15 protein-coding genes and 1 tRNA gene are annotated in these 15,728 nt (G+C 61.9%); all 16 read left to right on the forward strand.

Annotation, left to right across the window (positions count from 1 at the left end):
- The first annotated feature begins 188 nt into the window (after positions 1-188).
- A complete protein-coding gene (locus CDV44_RS23495; protein ID WP_087691039.1) occupies positions 189-1,991 on the forward strand; it encodes a ShlB/FhaC/HecB family hemolysin secretion/activation protein in 1,803 nt (600 codons plus the stop codon).
- Between the two features lie 390 nt (positions 1,992-2,381).
- Entirely contained in the window at positions 2,382-2,726 is a 345-nt protein-coding gene (locus CDV44_RS23500; protein WP_087691041.1) for a helix-turn-helix transcriptional regulator, read from the forward strand.
- A 195-nt stretch (positions 2,727-2,921) separates the two neighbouring features.
- Complete coding sequence (soxC, locus tag CDV44_RS23505; protein ID WP_087691043.1) at positions 2,922-4,295, forward strand: sulfite dehydrogenase; 1,374 nt, start codon at positions 2,922-2,924, stop codon at positions 4,293-4,295.
- 121 nt (positions 4,296-4,416) lie between these two features.
- Positions 4,417-5,502, forward strand: a complete 1,086-nt coding sequence (locus CDV44_RS23510) for a c-type cytochrome (protein WP_371328810.1) — start codon at positions 4,417-4,419, stop codon at positions 5,500-5,502.
- Positions 5,503-5,584: 82 nt separating this feature from the next.
- Positions 5,585-5,914 (forward strand): c-type cytochrome, encoded by a 330-nt coding sequence (locus tag CDV44_RS23515; RefSeq protein WP_058376481.1) that lies wholly within the window; start codon positions 5,585-5,587, stop codon positions 5,912-5,914.
- A 120-nt stretch (positions 5,915-6,034) separates the two neighbouring features.
- Positions 6,035-6,502 (forward strand): thiosulfate oxidation carrier protein SoxY, encoded by a 468-nt coding sequence (gene soxY / locus CDV44_RS23520; protein ID WP_058376480.1) that lies wholly within the window; start codon positions 6,035-6,037, stop codon positions 6,500-6,502.
- A 30-nt stretch (positions 6,503-6,532) separates the two neighbouring features.
- Positions 6,533-6,844 (forward strand): thiosulfate oxidation carrier complex protein SoxZ, encoded by a 312-nt coding sequence (gene soxZ, locus CDV44_RS23525; protein ID WP_058376479.1) that lies wholly within the window; start codon positions 6,533-6,535, stop codon positions 6,842-6,844.
- A gap of 237 nt (positions 6,845-7,081) precedes the next feature.
- Positions 7,082-7,867, forward strand: a complete 786-nt coding sequence (gene soxA, locus CDV44_RS23530; protein ID WP_371328811.1) for a sulfur oxidation c-type cytochrome SoxA — start codon at positions 7,082-7,084, stop codon at positions 7,865-7,867.
- Between the two features lie 19 nt (positions 7,868-7,886).
- On the forward strand, positions 7,887-8,537 hold the full coding sequence (gene soxX, locus CDV44_RS23535; protein WP_087691047.1) for a sulfur oxidation c-type cytochrome SoxX: 651 nt from the start codon (positions 7,887-7,889) through the stop codon (positions 8,535-8,537).
- Between the two features lie 135 nt (positions 8,538-8,672).
- Positions 8,673-9,137 carry a TlpA disulfide reductase family protein gene (locus CDV44_RS23540; protein WP_087691200.1) on the forward strand — a complete coding sequence of 155 codons (465 nt, stop codon included), beginning with the start codon at positions 8,673-8,675 and terminating at the stop codon, positions 9,135-9,137.
- 78 nt (positions 9,138-9,215) lie between these two features.
- The gene (gene soxB / locus CDV44_RS23545; protein ID WP_087691049.1) at positions 9,216-10,925 is read left to right on the forward strand and encodes a thiosulfohydrolase SoxB; all 1,710 of its coding nucleotides are present in this window, start codon (positions 9,216-9,218) and stop codon (positions 10,923-10,925) included.
- 102 nt (positions 10,926-11,027) lie between these two features.
- A tRNA-Ala gene (locus tag CDV44_RS23550) sits at positions 11,028-11,103 on the forward strand.
- A gap of 545 nt (positions 11,104-11,648) precedes the next feature.
- Complete coding sequence (locus CDV44_RS23555) at positions 11,649-12,014, forward strand: MarR family EPS-associated transcriptional regulator (protein ID WP_087691051.1); 366 nt, start codon at positions 11,649-11,651, stop codon at positions 12,012-12,014.
- The gene (locus tag CDV44_RS23560; protein WP_087691052.1) at positions 12,011-13,462 is read left to right on the forward strand and encodes a mannose-1-phosphate guanylyltransferase/mannose-6-phosphate isomerase; all 1,452 of its coding nucleotides are present in this window, start codon (positions 12,011-12,013) and stop codon (positions 13,460-13,462) included. The genes CDV44_RS23555 and CDV44_RS23560 overlap by 4 nt, the downstream gene beginning before the upstream one ends.
- The gene (locus CDV44_RS23565; protein WP_087691054.1) at positions 13,459-14,436 is read left to right on the forward strand and encodes a GDP-L-fucose synthase; all 978 of its coding nucleotides are present in this window, start codon (positions 13,459-13,461) and stop codon (positions 14,434-14,436) included. The genes CDV44_RS23560 and CDV44_RS23565 overlap by 4 nt, the downstream gene beginning before the upstream one ends.
- A gap of 47 nt (positions 14,437-14,483) precedes the next feature.
- Entirely contained in the window at positions 14,484-15,614 is a 1,131-nt protein-coding gene (gmd, locus tag CDV44_RS23570) for a GDP-mannose 4,6-dehydratase (RefSeq protein WP_087691056.1), read from the forward strand.
- The last annotated feature ends 114 nt before the right edge of the window (positions 15,615-15,728 follow it).

Here is a 15,728-nt window from a genome sequence, read left to right on the forward strand (position 1 = left end):
AAGGTAATAGTCCAGCGCGTTTGGAAGGGTTTCTCTAAGTAGCGAAACCCCGGTGCCATCGCCGTCGCGCTGACTTGTCGCCCGGTTGTTGCGCGAGCGCCTCAGTCCCCCTGCTTTCCTTCATTGACGGGGCCTGAGGCCTCTCGGTTACACTGGCTCCACGAAAAAATAAGCTGGGGGGCATAGGGATGGCGTATCGCCAGGGAGGGTCCCGTCTTGCGTCGCGCGACACGCGCGGGGACTCGGTCAAGACCGTTCGCAGCCGTAAAGTTGTCAGCGTAGTTCGCATCGTCCACCGTGCCGTTTCTGCTTCCGCTACCGCGTTCGCCGTCGTTGGTATCGGCGGGTGGCTCACCAGCCAGGCGGCGTGGGCCGACAGCAGCCCGGTGCGCGGCGACCCGTTGCAAAGCATCCCGAAGATCGAGGCACCCAAGGCAGCGCCTGCCACCATCCACATCCAGCCGCCCTCGCAGGACGACGCCCTCAAGGCGTTGCTGGCACGGCCGATTACGCCGCAGCGTTTCGGTATCGAAGGCGTGAAGTCGATCCCGTTCGATCAGGTGGCGGCGCTCTTCGCGCCAATGGCCGGCAAGGAAGTCACCATCGGCGATCTGGTCGAGAAGGCCAATCAGGTCACGAAGATGTATCAGGACGCCGGCTACCTGCTGTCGTTCGCGTTCGTGCCTGCGCAGGACTTCGCCAACGGCTTCGTGCGTGTGACCATCGTCGAAGGCTATATCTCGTCCACGAAGATCACCGGCAAGCCGGGGCCGTCCGAACAGCGTCTGCGCGATATCGCGGCGCACATCGAGGCCGAGCGCCCGCTCAAGCGCGCCACGTTCGAGCGCTACCTGAACCTGCTCACGCTCGTGCCCGGCATGAAGATCAAGGCCGACGTGCAGCCGCCCACGCAGACCGACGGCGCCACCGAACTCTCGCTCGATGTCTCGCGCCAGCCGATCGCAGCGGGCACGTCGCTCTCGTACAACAACCCGGGCATTCGCGGCGTGTTCACGGTGACCAGCAACGCGCTGACGCCGCTGGGCGAACAGATTCAACTGACGGCCATCGCGCCGAAGGGGCACAACGACGAGGAGTTCTACTCGGCGTCCTATATTCAGCCGCTTGGCTCGAACGGGCTGCAAGCACGTCTGGATGCGTCGCACTATCGCGGTCAGCCGGACGATCAGGCCCTCGCCGGGCTCACGCGTCACCTCGATACCAAGCGCGTGGCCGTGAGCCTGTCGTATCCGATTCTGCTGAACAACCAGCGCAGCCTGACGGCCAGCGGCGGCATGTACGGCGTCAATTCGCGCGACCGGTACGAAGTGCCGGACTCGCCGAACTTCATCAATTCGCAAGCAAACGTACGCGCCGCGCAGGTGCAACTCGCCTATAACGAAGTCACCGACAAACAGACGCGCAGCGCCACGCTGGGCGTGTTCAAGGGTTTCAACGGACTGGGCGCGAGCCAGTCGTACACCACGCAGCCTGCCGGTATTCAGCAAATTCTCGGACCGTACGATCTGGGGTTCTGGCGCTTCACGCTCGATGCCAAGCAGGGCGTAGTGTTGCCGTGGGACTTCGGCGTCGTCGTCTCGGCCGGCGCGCAGTACAGCGGCAATACGTTGCCGACGTCTGAGCAGGCCACGTTCGGGGGCACGCGCTACGGCCTCGGCTATCCGGCGGGTGAAGTGGCCGGCGACAAGGGCTGGGGGGCGTCGATCGAGATCAATCGCCTGTTCCGCACCGATTTCCGCTATCTGAAGACGGTCCAGCCCTACCTGATCGCCGACACGGCGCGCGTCTATGTGAACTACGGACAGGTCGTGCACAACAGTCTCGCGTCGGTCGGCCTCGGCGTGCGGATATCCGACAAGAAGTACTACACGCTCGATCTGTCGGTCGCGAAGCCGATGGCCGATGCGCCGACCAATTCGCCGAACCGGCCGCTGCGTTTCAACGCCAATTACTCTTACCAATTCGAGTGAGCCGCATGTGCGGTGACTTGCCGCTGACGTCATTCGGGACGTCGTACGCAGAGCGGAGTGCTCTGGTGCGACGTCCCGCGTCATTTTTCTTATCAGGTTTTTCCCTGATGCCATCGATGCGCGCCACGTCGAGGCCGTCGAGCGACTTGCCAGCAGGCGTCGTCACGACCCACTTGCTGCGGCATAACCCACTGCGCGCTATATCCGGCGGTATACATGGAAACTTGATTTTCATCTCGCAAATCGGCCAGATGACGCGCAATAGATCGGCCTCCGATATGTTGCAGCGCAGCTTGCTTATCTCGCCCGTTATTTCGATTATCCGTATATGCGTATGTAGGCATATACGGTCTCATTCACGCCTTCACACGAACTTGATTGCCGAACGTCATGGAAGAACTCGACCGCGTATTCGAAAAGGTATCTCACTACTTCAGCCTGCTCTCCGAGCCGACCCGGCTGCGCATTCTGCATGCCTTGTGCGGTGGCGAACAGTCGGTGAGCGATGTGGTGACGGCGGTGAATTCGTCGCAGACGAACGTCTCGCGACACCTCAATGCGATGTATCAGGCCGGTGTGCTGGGGCGTCGCAAGGAAGGCAATCAGGTGTACTACACGATTGCGGATACCGGGGTGGTCGAGATCTGTCGCGCCGTGTGCGTGCAGGTGGCCGGCCGGCTCGAGGAGGAGGCGCTGCCGCACCGTGCCGTCGACGGCTTCATGCCGCGCGGTTAATAGCGCAGCTGGCGTCATCGCCATACGAAGCAACCTACGAAGCAACATCGCAACATTGCAAGACCCGTAGTGCAGCGCGGCGACGAGACCGCGCGAGGTTCCAGGGTGGGTTCGCACGAGGTGATGTGAACCGGCTCTAGCCCGATCCGTGTCCTTCGCGACGCGCTCGGGCGCCACAAAACGCGAGGAGACAGGGTGAGCAAGACCAGCGATAGCACATCGCGAGCCGGCCGGTTGCGCCGGGCTCCGGAGAATTTCATCGACGGCACACTGGCCGGCGACATCGCCCGTGACGGGCTGAACCCCACACGCCGCAATTTCCTGCAACGCAGCTTTCTTGCCGCCGGCGCCGCGCTCGCCGGGGGTGCCGCTTTTGCCGCCGACGCCCCCAAGTCGCTCGGCGATGGCGATCCGATGATTCTCGAGCCGCGTCCGTGGGCGACCTCACTGGGTCAGCCGGTGGCCGCCCGCCCGTACGGCATGCCGTCGAAATTCGAAGCCAATCTGCAACGCCGGCAATCGCCGGGGCTCACGCAGACGACACAGGCGTCGGTTGCCTTCACCCCGCTTCAGGGTCTGTTCGGCATCATCACGCCGAGCGGCCTGCACTTCGAGCGTCACCATCAGGGCTGGCAGGAGATCGACCCGACCCAGCATCGTCTGATGGTGCACGGCATGGTGCGTGAGTCGAAGGTCTACACGATGGACGACATCATGCGGTTGCCGTCCGTCTCGCGCATGCACTTCATCGAGTGCGGCGCGAACACCGGCATGGAGTGGGGCAACTCGGCCGTGCCCACGGTGCAGTACACGCACGGCATGCTCTCGTGCTGCGAGTTCACCGGCGTGCCGTTGTCGGTATTGCTCGACGACGTGGGCGCCGACATCAAGCGTGGTCAGTACGTGCTTGCCGAAGGGGGCGACGGCTCCGGCATGACGCGCACCATTTCGATGGAGGCCGCCCTCTCGGACGTGCTCGTGGCATGGGGCATGAACGGCGAGATGCTGCGTCCGGAGAATGGCTACCCGCTGCGTCTGGTCGTGCCCGGCGTGCAGGGCGTGTCGTGGGTGAAATGGCTGCGCCGCATCAAGATCGGCGATGCGCCGTGGAACGCCAAGGATGAAACGAGTCACTACGTCGACCTGATGCCGGACGGTCAACACCGTCAGTACACGTCGATTCAGGAGTGCAAGTCGGTCATCACGTCGCCGTCGGGCGGGCAGGCGTTGCTCGATCGCGGTTATTTCAACGTGACGGGGCTGGCATGGTCGGGACGCGGGCGCATCAAACGCGTCGATGTGTCGACCGATGGCGGCAAGTCGTGGCGCGCGGCGCGCATCGAGTCGCCCGTGCTGCCCAAGTGCCTCACCCGCTTCAACTTCGACTGGCAGTGGGATGGCTCGCCCGCGCTGCTGCAAAGCCGTGCGGTGGACGAGACGGGCTACGTGCAGCCGCGTTATCGCCAGTTGCGCGATGTGCGCGGCACCAAGTCGATTTATCACAACAACGCGATCCAGACGTGGCAAGTGGCCGCCAGCGGGGAGGTGACCAATGTCCACGTCGACTAAATCGTACGGTATGGCCAAGCCGAACCGGCGCGCCGTGTTGCGTCACCGGTTGCAGGCCGCTGCGGCCGCCTGCCTGTGGGCGAGCGCGCTTGCCGTGGCCGGGCTGACCGTGAGCGCATGGATGAGCACCTCTGCCCATGCCGCCCCCGCGACTACCTCCGCTGCGCCTGCGATCAAGGCACCCGCCGGCATCGGCCGTGACGCCACGCCCGCCGAACTGAGTGCGTGGGACATCGACGTGCGTCCCGACTTCAAGGGGCTGCCAAAGGGGCAAGGTTCAGTGGCCGACGGGCAGAAGCTCTTCGACGCACGCTGCGCGTCTTGCCACGGCACGTTCGGCGAGAGCAACGAGGTGTTCAATCCCTTGGTGGGCGGCACCACGGACGACGACATCAAGACCGGTCACGTTGCGTCGCTGCGCGCGAACAACCAGCCGGTGCGCACCACGCTGATGAAGGTCAATACGGTCTCCACGATCTGGGACTACATCCGCCGCGCGATGCCCTGGAACGCGCCGCGATCACTGACGCCCGACGAAGTCTATGCGGTCACCGCTTATATTCTGAATTTGGGCGAGATCGTGCCGGCCGATTTCGTGCTGTCCGACAAGAACATCGCCGACGTGCAGCAGCGCATGCCCAACCGCAACGGCATGACGCGCGCGCACGGCATGTGGCGCGTGGGAGACAAACCGGATACCCATAACAGTGCGTGTATGCAGGATTGTCCCGGGGCTGGTATCGTGACGTCCGCACTCCCTGCGTACGCCCGCGACGCACATGGAGATCTGGCCGCGCAAAACCGTGTCATCGGACCGGTGCGCGGTGTCGATACGAAGCTGCCGCCGCTCTCAGGCACCGCCGCGCAAAATGCGTCGGTGCGCAAGATGGCGGCTCTCGCCACGCTTGGCATGGCGAGTCCGGACGCACCGGCTCAAACCGCCGCTGTGACGTCACCGGCAGCAACGCTTGCGGACAAGAACGGTTGTCTGGCCTGTCACGGCGTTACCGACAAGAAGATCGGGCCCGCCTTTTCGGAGGTCGCCACCAAGTACCATGGGCAGTCGGATGCGACTGAAAAATTGGTGGCGAAGATACGTGCCGGAGGCGCCGGTAACTGGGGCAGCATGCCAATGCCGCCGCAGTCGCAGGTTGCCGAAACCGACGTCCGTACGATGGTCGACTGGATTCTCCGTGGTGCACAGTGAGCGGGCAAGGTGTCCGACGGCAGCGCTTTGTTCCGCTTGCCGCCGCAGGACACCGTCCCCTACATAAATCGAAGGAGATACGATGAAAAAGTTGTTGATCGCCGCCGCGATGCTGGCCGGTACCTCGCTGGCACACGCCGGTGTCGACGTTGCCGCAGCGACCAAGCTTGCTGCCGCCAACGCCTGTATGGGTTGCCACGCCGTCGACAAGAAGCTCGTGGGCCCGTCCTATCAGGACGTCGCTGCCAAGTACAAGGGCGACAAGGATGCCGTGGCCAAGCTGGTGAAGAAGGTGAAGGGTGGCGGTGCAGGCGTCTGGGGTCCGATCCCGATGCCGGCGCACCCGAACATGTCGGATGCCGACGCCAAGATCCTGGTGGATTGGGTTCTGGCAGGCGCCCCGGCGAAGTAAGTCCGGGGCAGGGGGCTCAGGCGGCACGCCTCGTTCGCGAGGGGGCCGGATGAGCGAACGGCGGCCGGTGCGTTCAGGATGTTTCGCATCGGCGGCCTTCAGAGAAGGAAACACACGAAGATGAACCAACAGCGACGCGACATGCTGCGGTTTTCCGCGGTAATGGGACTGGCGGTGGCCGCCGGGCTGATCAAGCCCGAAGAGGCACGCGCGGCCGAAGCGCAGTGGAACAAGGCGGCGTTTGCGACCAAGAGCGTGGCCGATACGGTCAAGGCACTGGGTGGCACGAGCGCCAGCCCAAGCGATCTGGTCGTGCTCACCGCACCCGACATTGCCGAGAACGGTGCAGTCGTGCCGGTGGCGGTTACGAGCAAGGCACCGAACACGCAATCGATCGCGATTCTGATCGAGAAGAATCCGAACACCCTCGCGGCGTCGTTCGACATTCCCGATGGCACCGACCCGTCGGTGACCACGCGCGTCAAGATGGGCCAGACCTCGAAGGTCTACGCGCTCGTCAAGGCGGACAACAAGTACCTCGTGGCCGAGAAGGAAATCAAGGTCACGCTGGGCGGCTGCGGCGGTTAAGCGCGCGAAGAGAATAACGAGGAGCCACACATGGGTAATCCGATGCGCATTCGCGCAACCGAGGCCGGCGGAGTCGTCGAGGTCAAGGTGCTGATGAGCCACATCATGGAAACCGGCCAGCGCAAAGACGCTTCCGGTAATATCGTGCCGGCACACTTCATCCAGACGGTGACGGTGGCCTGCAACGGCAAGACCGTGCTGACGGCGGAATGGGGTCCGGCGGTGTCGAAGGATCCGTTCCTGTCGTTCAAGTTCAAGGGCGCCAAGAAGGGTGACAAGGTCACGGTCACGTGGGTCGACAACAAGGGCGACACACGTACCGACGAGACGGCAGTCGCCTGACACGCCTTAAGCACGACTCAAGCACGACTCAAGCACGACTCAAGCACGACTCAACTACGAGTCGTCGCCGTGCAGGAATCAAGCGCCGGGAAGTGCGCGGTGGCGCTCGCGGGGAGTCTCCTCGCGATGCGCCGAACAACCCACACAGAGGAGAGTCAGATGCTTGATGCGCAAGATAGCGCACGGGTGAGCACCCCGCGACACAAAACATGGCTGCGTCGGACAGTGCTCGGCGGTATGTTCGCCATCGCGGGTGTCAGCGCCCCCGCATTTGCCGCCGGTCAATCGACCGCCGACGCGATCGCGCAATATCGCGAGATGCTCGCCGACGGCAATCCGGCCGAACTGATCGAGATGCGCGGCGAAGAGCTCTGGAAAACGCCGCGTGGCCCGAACAACGTCTCGCTCGCGCAATGCGATCTCGGCCTCGGTGCCGGTGTCGTGAAAGACGCCTACGCACAACTGCCCCGCTATTTCCCCGATGCCAAACGCGTGCTCGACGCCGAGTCGCGCATCGTCGAATGCATGGTGAATCTGCAAGGCTTCAAGCGGGCCGACGTCATCAAGCAGCCGTTCTCGAAGGAAGGGCAGGACCCGACCGATCTCGAGTCGCTGACCGCCTATGTGGCGGGCCAGTCGCGCGGCGCCGTCATCCATGTGCCGCAGGCGCACAAGGAAGAGAAGGATGCCTACGCGCGCGGCCAGAAGATTTTCTATTACCGTGCCGGTCCGTACGACTTCTCGTGCGCGTCGTGCCACGGGTCTGACGACAAGCGCATCCGCTTGCAGGATCTGCCGAATCTGACCAAGCCCGCCGCCGCCCGTCAGGCGTTCGCGACGTGGCCGGGCTATCGTGTCTCGCAAGGCGCACTGCGCACGATTCAGTGGCGCATGTACGACTGCTTCCGTCAGCAGCGCATGCCTGAGCTCAATTACGGCTCGCAGGCGTCGATCGATCTGATTACCTTCCTCGGTGTGATGGCCAACGGCGGCAAGATGGACGCCCCCGGCCTGAAGCGCTGACCGATCACGAGGCACACCCATGAAATCATTCGCATTGCGCACGGCGACCGCCGTGCTGGGCGCGGCCGGGGCACTCGTCATCGGCGCGGCATTTGCACAGGGCGAGGGCACGAAGCTCGTGACCGGCTCGACCGATGCTGCTGTCGTGCAGGAGTTGCGCGACTCGTTCCGTGCGTCGGGCATCGCACAACTCGACCGTATCGATCAGAGCGAATTGCAGAAGCTGTGCACGCAATACGCGACGAAGCCGATGCCGGCCAAGATTGCCGAGCGTTTGCAGAAGGCCGAGTTGGCCGCCGTCAAGGCACCGGCTGACGGCAAGTATCTGGGCGACTGGAAAGAGGGCGAGAAGGTGGCCCAGAACGGTCGCGGCATGCAGTTCACCGACAAGGCCGACACGGTCAACGGCGGCAACTGCTACGCGTGTCACCAGTTGACCAAGACCGAGATCTCGTTCGGCAACATCGGTCCGTCGTTGTACAACTACGGCAAGCTGCGCGGCGATTCGCCCGAAGTCGTGAAGTACACGTGGGCCAAGGTCTATGACTCGCACAGCTACATGGCGTGCTCGAACATGCCGCGTTTCGGTGCAGCGGGCATCCTGACCGAACAGCAGTTGAAAGACGTGATGGCGCTGTTGCTCGACCCGGCCTCGCCGGTCAATCAGTAAGTCGTCTGCCGTACCGGCCGGCTGCCTGCGTGAAGACGACAGGTGACCGGCTGGCTTCCGGAGTTCCTCATGACATCCCTGTTTCGTTCGATTCGAACCGCCTGCGACAACGCCGCGCGGCGGGCGGCGCTCGCCATGTTCGGCGCTGCCATCATGGCTTTCGGCATGCCCGCGCAAGCGGTGGAGGTGGGCGACACGGTCACGCTGCCGTCGCTGGTGACCTTTGACGGCAAGACGTTGCCGGCCGAATCGTTCAAGGGCCGCACGGTGATCGTCGAGTACTGGGCGTCGTGGTGCCCGTTCTGTGCGCAGCAGAATCCGCATCTTCAGAAGCTGTACGAGGCCACGCGCGGGAAGCCGATCCAGATCGTCACGCTGTCGATCGACAAGAAGCCGTCCGAGGCGATCGACTATCTCAAGGCGCATCGCTACACGTTCCCGGCCGGCATGGATAACGAGGCGTGGCAGGCGGCGCTCGGCAAGCGGCGCGGGTTGCCGGAGCTTTACGTGATTGGCCGCGACGGCAAAGTGCTGCGCAAGGAAGTCGGCGAGATGTTCGGCGAGGATGTGGCGGCGCTGGCGGATTACGCAGGCAAGTGACGTCGGCGCGAGGCGCTGGCGGTTACCGACGAATGACAAAGAAAGCGTGCCATCAGAGGCGCGTGCCAGGGAGACGAAATGGATCGACGCGAGTTCATGCAGGTATTGGCGGTGGCAGCGGCCGGCGGGATGGCACTGTCGCATCACGAGACGGCGGCGGCCAAGGCGGCGGCGACGTTTTACGATCTGCCGAAATTCGGCAACGTGCACTTTCTGCACTTCACCGATTGCCATGCGCAGTTGCTGCCGATCTACTTCCGTGAGCCGAGCGTCAATCTGGGCATCGGCGCGCAGGCAAACCGCGCGCCGCACCTGGTCGGCGACGCGTTCCTGAAGGCCTACGGGCTGCGTCCGGGCACCCCCGACGCTTCCGCGTTCACCTATCTTGACTTCGCGGCGGCGTCGCGCACCTACGGCAAGGTGGGCGGTTTTGCGCATCTGGCCACGCTGGTCAAGCGCATGAAGGCGTCGCGCCCGGGCGCCTTGCTGCTCGATGGCGGCGACACGTGGCAGGGATCGGGTACGGCCATGTGGACCAAGGGGCAGGACATGGTCGACGCCACGCTCGCGTTGGGTGTCGATGTGATGACCGCGCACTGGGAGTTCACTTACGGCGCCGAGCGGGTGAAGTCGGTGGTCGAAGAGCAGCTCAAGGGCAAGATCGATTTTGTCGCCCAGAACGTGCAGACCAACGACTTCGGCGATCCGGTCTTTGCGCCGTATACGATGAAGTCGATGAACGGCGTGCCGGTGGCGATTATCGGGCAGGCGTTCCCGTACACCCCGATTGCCAACCCGCGCTATCTGGTGCCCGACTGGACTTTCGGCATTCAGGAAGAGCGTTTGCAGTCGATGGTCGACGAGGTGCGCGGCAAGGGGGCGCAGGTCGTGGTGGTGCTCTCGCACAACGGCATGGACGTCGACCTGAAACTGGCGTCGCGCGTGCGCGGCATCGATGCGATTCTGGGCGGGCACACCCATGACGGCGTGCCCAAGCCGGTGATCGTCGAGAACGCGGGCGGCAAGACGCTCGTGACCAACGCGGGCTCGAACGGCAAGTTCCTCGCGGTGCTCGACTTCGACGTCAAGGGCGGCAAGCCGGTCGACTTCCGCTACAAGCTGTTGCCGGTCTTTGCGAACCTGTTGCCGGCCGACGCGCCAATGCAGGCGCTGATCGAGCGTGTGCGTGCGCCGTTCGCCGCGAAACTGGCCGAACCGTTGGCCGTGACGGAGGGCGTGTTGTACCGGCGCGGGAATTTCAACGGCACCTTCGACCAGTTGCTGCTGGACGCTGTCATGGCCGAGAAGGATGCCGAAATCGGCTTCTCGCCGGGCTTCCGTTGGGGCACGTCGCTCTTGCCGGGGCAGGCGATCACGATGGAGCAACTGCTCGATCAGACGGCCATTACCTATCCGTATACGACGCTCACGCCGATGACCGGCGAGACGATCAAGACGGTGCTCGAAGACGTGGCCGACAACCTGTTCAACCCGGACCCGTACTACCAGCAGGGCGGCGACATGGTGCGGGTGGGCGGTATGGACTATACGATCGACCCGATGGCACCGATGGGCCAGCGCATCACGGACATGCGCCTGAACGGCAAGCCCATCGATGCAGGCAAGACGTACAAGGTGGCCGGCTGGGCGCCGGTAGCCGAAGGCGCTCAGGGCGAACCGGTATGGGACGTCGTGGCGCGCTACTTGCGAGCCCAGAAGACCATTGTGGCAAAGGCGCCGAAAGTGCCGGTGATCAAGGGCATGAAGGGGAATCAGGGGGCGGCCTGAGGCCTTTTTGCTTTTTGCCACAAGGGTTTGCGGCTAATCCCGAGCAAATTTGTCGGGCGCTGGCCGGGCTGAAAAAAACCCGCTATGATCGTTGCTTCAAGTGGGGCGGTAGCTCAGCTGGGAGAGCGTCGCGTTCGCAATGCGAAGGTCGGGAGTTCGATCCTCCTCCGCTCCACCAACGTCTAGAGGTAACGCCTCGATCAGAGGCTCTCGCTGTGATTTCCTCACGCCCGATGGCGTGGCACGAGATCGTGGTCCAACCGGTTGCCGGTCGGCGTCATTGTTTTCGGCACAACAAAATCCAAGATATCGCCGAAAGCACGCCTTAAAAACGCCGGTCGTCGGAGAGAGGCATTTCCCATTGATTTTCGGAATCGCACGCGTGATACCATCTCGCGCTTTGGGAAACCTGCGTCAACGTGCTGACAATTGCCGCATCCCGATGCCGCCGGACTCCGGTCCTGACTTCGTCGCTCGTCTGGTGAATTTTCGAGCGAATCGGCACCGGATTCGGCCGGTTAAGCGTGAACGAGGGGCAAGTCAAGCGAGCAGTTGCGCCGCGTTCACACCCCGAGTTCGGTGGATACGTAACAAGTGGCTGCATTCGTAACCGACTGTTAGAATTGTTCGATTTCGCACAAATCTGGGCTACTGTAGCCAATTAACACGAAAAATTGACGGATAGCTACGTTGATTTCAATTCTCTGACGTGGTGTTAATTCAATGACAAGCCGCCGGACATTGCTTCAGCAGGATATTGATTTTCGGGTGCTCCGTATATTGCAGGAAACGCCGGACACCACTCAGCGGGAAATAGCCAAAAAACTTGGAGTGAGCGTTAGTGGTTTGAATTACTGTTTAAAGGCTTTGATCGAAAAAGGATGGGTCAAAGTACAGAATTTCAGTGAATCAAAAAACAAATTTGGCTATGTCTACATGCTGACGCCACGGGGCATTGCGCAGAAAACAGCTCTTACGAGCGAATTCCTCATTCGAAAGATGCGGGAATATGAAGCACTGCGACTCGAAATTGAATCGTTGCGACTCGAAATTGTTAATCAACAAGGCGAAAGACCGTGGAATACATGATTTCAGTATGTCCGGTAATTCTTTGTGGTGGCTCTGGCTCTCGTCTTTGGCCGTTGTCGCGATCCGGTTTTCCGAAGCAATTCCTCTGCCTGACCGGCGATGAGTCGCTTTTTCAGCAGACGATCAATCGCCTCGGGGAAGTCGGCAATAGCGAGATCAATGTCTCGGCACCGTACGTGGTCTGCAATGACGAGCACCGTTTTCTCGTCACCGAGCAGATGCGCGAAGTCGGTGTGGAACCGAGCGGAATTCTTCTTGAGCCGGTAGGGCGAAACACGGCACCTGCCTTGACCTTGGCCGCGTTGGCCGCGCTGGCGTCCGGCGACGATCCCGTCATGATCGTCGCACCCTCGGATCACGCGATTTCCGATCGCGCCGCGTTCGTGCAGACGTTGCGTCGCGCAATTGCCGAGGCGCACGATGGCGCTGTCGTGACGCTTGGCGTCACGCCCGATCGTCCCGAAACCGGGTTCGGTTATATCTGCACGGCCCCTGCCGACGGGGCCGTCACAGGGGCGTTGCCGGTGGAGCGTTTTGTCGAGAAGCCGAATGCCGAGAATGCGCAGCGGTATCTCGACGAAGGGAATTACTTCTGGAATTCCGGCATGGTCGTCGTGCGTGCTTCCACGTGGATGCGCGCACTCGAGACGTTCCGTCGCGACATCACCGATGCCACCCGCCTTGCGTGGGATCACCGGGTCGCCGACGGCGTGTTCATTCGCCCGGGCAAAGCCGAGTTCGCCGCGATTCCGAGTGAGTCCATCGACTACGCCGTGATGGAACGGTGCCCCGGTAGTGAGTTTCCGATTCGCATGGTGCCGCTCACGGCGGGCTGGAGTGATCTGGGTGCGTGGGACGCCGTGTGGGACGTGCTGCCGAAAGACCCGGCGGGTAACGCCCATCTGGGCGATGTCCTCACGCTGGACAGTCGCAACACACTGGTCCACGCGACCAGCCGTTTGGTCGCAGTGGTCGGTGTCGACGATGTCGTCGTTGTCGAAACCCCTGACGCCGTACTCGTCGTTGACCGTGCGCGCTGCCAGGACGTCAAGCGCGTCGTCACGATGCTTGCAGATCAACGCCGCGAAGAGCATTCCCTGCACCGGAAAGTGCACCGCCCGTGGGGTTGGTACGACAGCATCGACGAAGGGACCCGATTCAAGGTCAAGCGAATTCAGGTCAAGCCCAAGGCGAGTCTGAGTTTGCAGAAGCATCATCATCGTGCGGAACACTGGGTCGTCGTCACGGGAACGGCTGAAATCACCAACGGTGAAAAGACCATTCTGCTGACGGAAAACCAGAGCACCTACATTCCATTGGGCGAAGTGCATCGTCTCTCTAATCCTGGGACGATCCCGCTTGAGATTATCGAGATTCAGTCGGGCAGCTATCTCGGCGAGGATGACATCGTGCGTTTTCAAGACAATTACGGTCGAAGTGGTTCATGAACAGCAATCCTAAAATTTATGTCGCCGGCCACCGGGGCATGGTTGGCTCGGCGATTGTTCGCACGTTGCAAGGCCTCGGTCACGAGAATGTCGTGACGCGCACTCGCGCCGAGCTCGATCTCACGGAGCAGGCGGACGTCCGTAAATTTTTCGAAGAAGAGCGGCCCGATCAGGTGTATCTGGCAGCGGCGAAGGTCGGCGGTATTCATGCGAACAACACGTTCCCGGCGGAATTCATTCAAGAGAACCTCTCGCTTCAGTTGAATGTGATTGATGCTGCGTTTCGCGTCGGGGTCAAGAAGCTGCTCTTCCTCGGCTCGAGTTGCATTTATCCGCGCCTAGCCGCGCAGCCGATGCGCGAAGACGCGCTGCTGACCGGCACGCTGGAGCCGACCAACGAACCGTATGCGATCGCGAAGATCGCCGGCATCAAGCTTTGCGAAAGCTACAACCGCCAATACGGCGCGAGTCACGGCGTCGATTACCGCAGTGTCATGCCGACCAATCTGTACGGCCTGGGCGATAACTACCACCCGGAGAATTCTCACGTCGTGCCGGCCCTGATCCGCCGCTTCCACGAGGCGAAGCTCGCCGTAGACCCGCAAGTTGCGATTTGGGGCACGGGTACGCCCAAGCGTGAGTTTCTCTATGTCGATGACATGGCCGCCGCGTCCGTTTTCGTCATGAACTTGGACAAGGCGACGTACGAGGCGCACACGCAACCGATGTTGAGCCATATCAACGTGGGCGTTGGCGACGACATCAGCATCCGGGACGTTGCGGGTTTGGTCGCGCGCGTGGTGGGTTATCAGGGCGAGATCGTATGCGATGCAACGCGTCCCGACGGGGCGCCCCGCAAATTAATGGACAGCAGCCGGCTGAATCAACTGGGTTGGCGCGCTTCGATTTCGCTTGAAGACGGACTGCGCCGCGCGTATGACGATTTCCTGCAAAACGGCGCAATCCGCAAGTAAATCGATCGCCTGCTGAAATTGGCGTCACGTCATCGGAATTTGAGTCTATGTCTGAAAAGCAAAAAATCGCCCTGATCACCGGGATTACCGGTCAGGATGGTTCGTATCTCGCAGAATTTCTGTTGGACAAGGGATATATCGTCCACGGTATCAAGCGTCGTGGCAGCTTGTTCAATACCCAGCGTATCGACCATATCTATCAAGACCCGCACATCGACAATGCGCGGTTCAAGCTGCATTACGGCGACCTGAGCGATACCAGCAACCTGGTTCGCATCATTCAGGAAACGCAGCCGGATGAGATCTACAACCTCGGCGCCATGAGCCATGTGGCAGTGAGCTTCGAGAGCCCCGAATACACGGCGGATGTGGATGCCGTCGGCACCCTGCGGATCCTGGAAGCGATTCGTATCCTGCGCCTCGAAAAGAAGACTCGCTTCTATCAGGCGTCGACCAGTGAGCTCTACGGGCTCGTGCAAGAAACGCCGCAAAAAGAGACCACACCGTTCTACCCCCGCAGCCCCTATGCGGTGGCGAAGCTCTACGCGTACTGGATTGTCGTGAACTACCGTGAGGCCTACGGCATGTATGCCTGCAACGGCATTCTGTTCAATCACGAGTCGCCGCGCCGTGGCGAAACGTTCGTGACGCGCAAGATCACGCGCGGGCTGGCCAACATCGCGCAAGGTCTGGAAGACCGCCTGTACATGGGCAACATGGATGCGCTGCGTGACTGGGGGCATGCCAAGGACTACGTGCGCATGCAATGGATGATGCTCCAGCAGGCGGAACCCGAAGATTTCGTGATCGCGACGGGCGTGCAATACAGCGTGCGGCAGTTCATCCAGTGGAGTGCACAAGAGCTGGGCATCACGCTGCGCTTCGAAGGCGAAGGCGTCGACGAGGTCGGGATTGTCGAGAAGATCGAAGGCGACAAGGCGCCGGCGCTGAAGGTCGGCCAAGCGATCGTGAGTGTCGATCCGCGCTATTTCCGACCGACGGAAGTGGAGACCCTGCTGGGCGACCCGTCCAAGGCCAAGAGCAAACTCGGCTGGACGCCGGAGATCACCGTGCAGGAAATGTGTGCGGAGATGGTGGCTGCCGACCTGGCATCGGCCCGACAGCATGCGCTCCTGAAAGCCAATGGCTTTGACGTGAATGTAAGCGTGGAGTCGTAGTCGCCGCGGGAATCGCAGCGCTGACAGACTGGCATGAGTTAACGCCCCCCGGCAATCTGCTGTCCGGGGTGCCCCTTACGGCTGACGCCGTTCTCTCATGAAAACCCCGCAGTC

This window comes from Pandoraea sp. PE-S2R-1, assembly GCF_002179865.1.
Classification (GTDB): Bacteria; Pseudomonadota; Gammaproteobacteria; order Burkholderiales; family Burkholderiaceae; genus Pandoraea.

What these genes read in the sequence shown, in the direction of transcription:
- CDV44_RS23495 (WP_087691039.1), top strand. Translation starts at nt 189, where the DNA reads ATGGCGTATCGCCAGGGAGGGTCCCGTCTTGCGTCGCGCGACACGCGC.
- CDV44_RS23500 (WP_087691041.1), top strand. Translation starts at nt 2,382, where the DNA reads ATGGAAGAACTCGACCGCGTATTCGAAAAGGTATCTCACTACTTCAGC.
- CDV44_RS23510 (WP_371328810.1), top strand. Translation starts at nt 4,417, where the DNA reads ATGAGCACCTCTGCCCATGCCGCCCCCGCGACTACCTCCGCTGCGCCT.
- CDV44_RS23515 (WP_058376481.1), top strand. Translation starts at nt 5,585, where the DNA reads ATGAAAAAGTTGTTGATCGCCGCCGCGATGCTGGCCGGTACCTCGCTG.
- soxY (WP_058376480.1), top strand. Translation starts at nt 6,035, where the DNA reads ATGAACCAACAGCGACGCGACATGCTGCGGTTTTCCGCGGTAATGGGA.
- soxZ (WP_058376479.1), top strand. Translation starts at nt 6,533, where the DNA reads ATGGGTAATCCGATGCGCATTCGCGCAACCGAGGCCGGCGGAGTCGTC.
- soxA (WP_371328811.1), top strand. Translation starts at nt 7,082, where the DNA reads ATGTTCGCCATCGCGGGTGTCAGCGCCCCCGCATTTGCCGCCGGTCAA.
- soxX (WP_087691047.1), top strand. Translation starts at nt 7,887, where the DNA reads ATGAAATCATTCGCATTGCGCACGGCGACCGCCGTGCTGGGCGCGGCC.
- CDV44_RS23540 (WP_087691200.1), top strand. Translation starts at nt 8,673, where the DNA reads ATGTTCGGCGCTGCCATCATGGCTTTCGGCATGCCCGCGCAAGCGGTG.
- soxB (WP_087691049.1), top strand. Translation starts at nt 9,216, where the DNA reads ATGGATCGACGCGAGTTCATGCAGGTATTGGCGGTGGCAGCGGCCGGC.
- CDV44_RS23555 (WP_087691051.1), top strand. Translation starts at nt 11,649, where the DNA reads ATGACAAGCCGCCGGACATTGCTTCAGCAGGATATTGATTTTCGGGTG.
- CDV44_RS23560 (WP_087691052.1), top strand. Translation starts at nt 12,011, where the DNA reads ATGATTTCAGTATGTCCGGTAATTCTTTGTGGTGGCTCTGGCTCTCGT.
- CDV44_RS23565 (WP_087691054.1), top strand. Translation starts at nt 13,459, where the DNA reads ATGAACAGCAATCCTAAAATTTATGTCGCCGGCCACCGGGGCATGGTT.
- gmd (WP_087691056.1), top strand. Translation starts at nt 14,484, where the DNA reads ATGTCTGAAAAGCAAAAAATCGCCCTGATCACCGGGATTACCGGTCAG.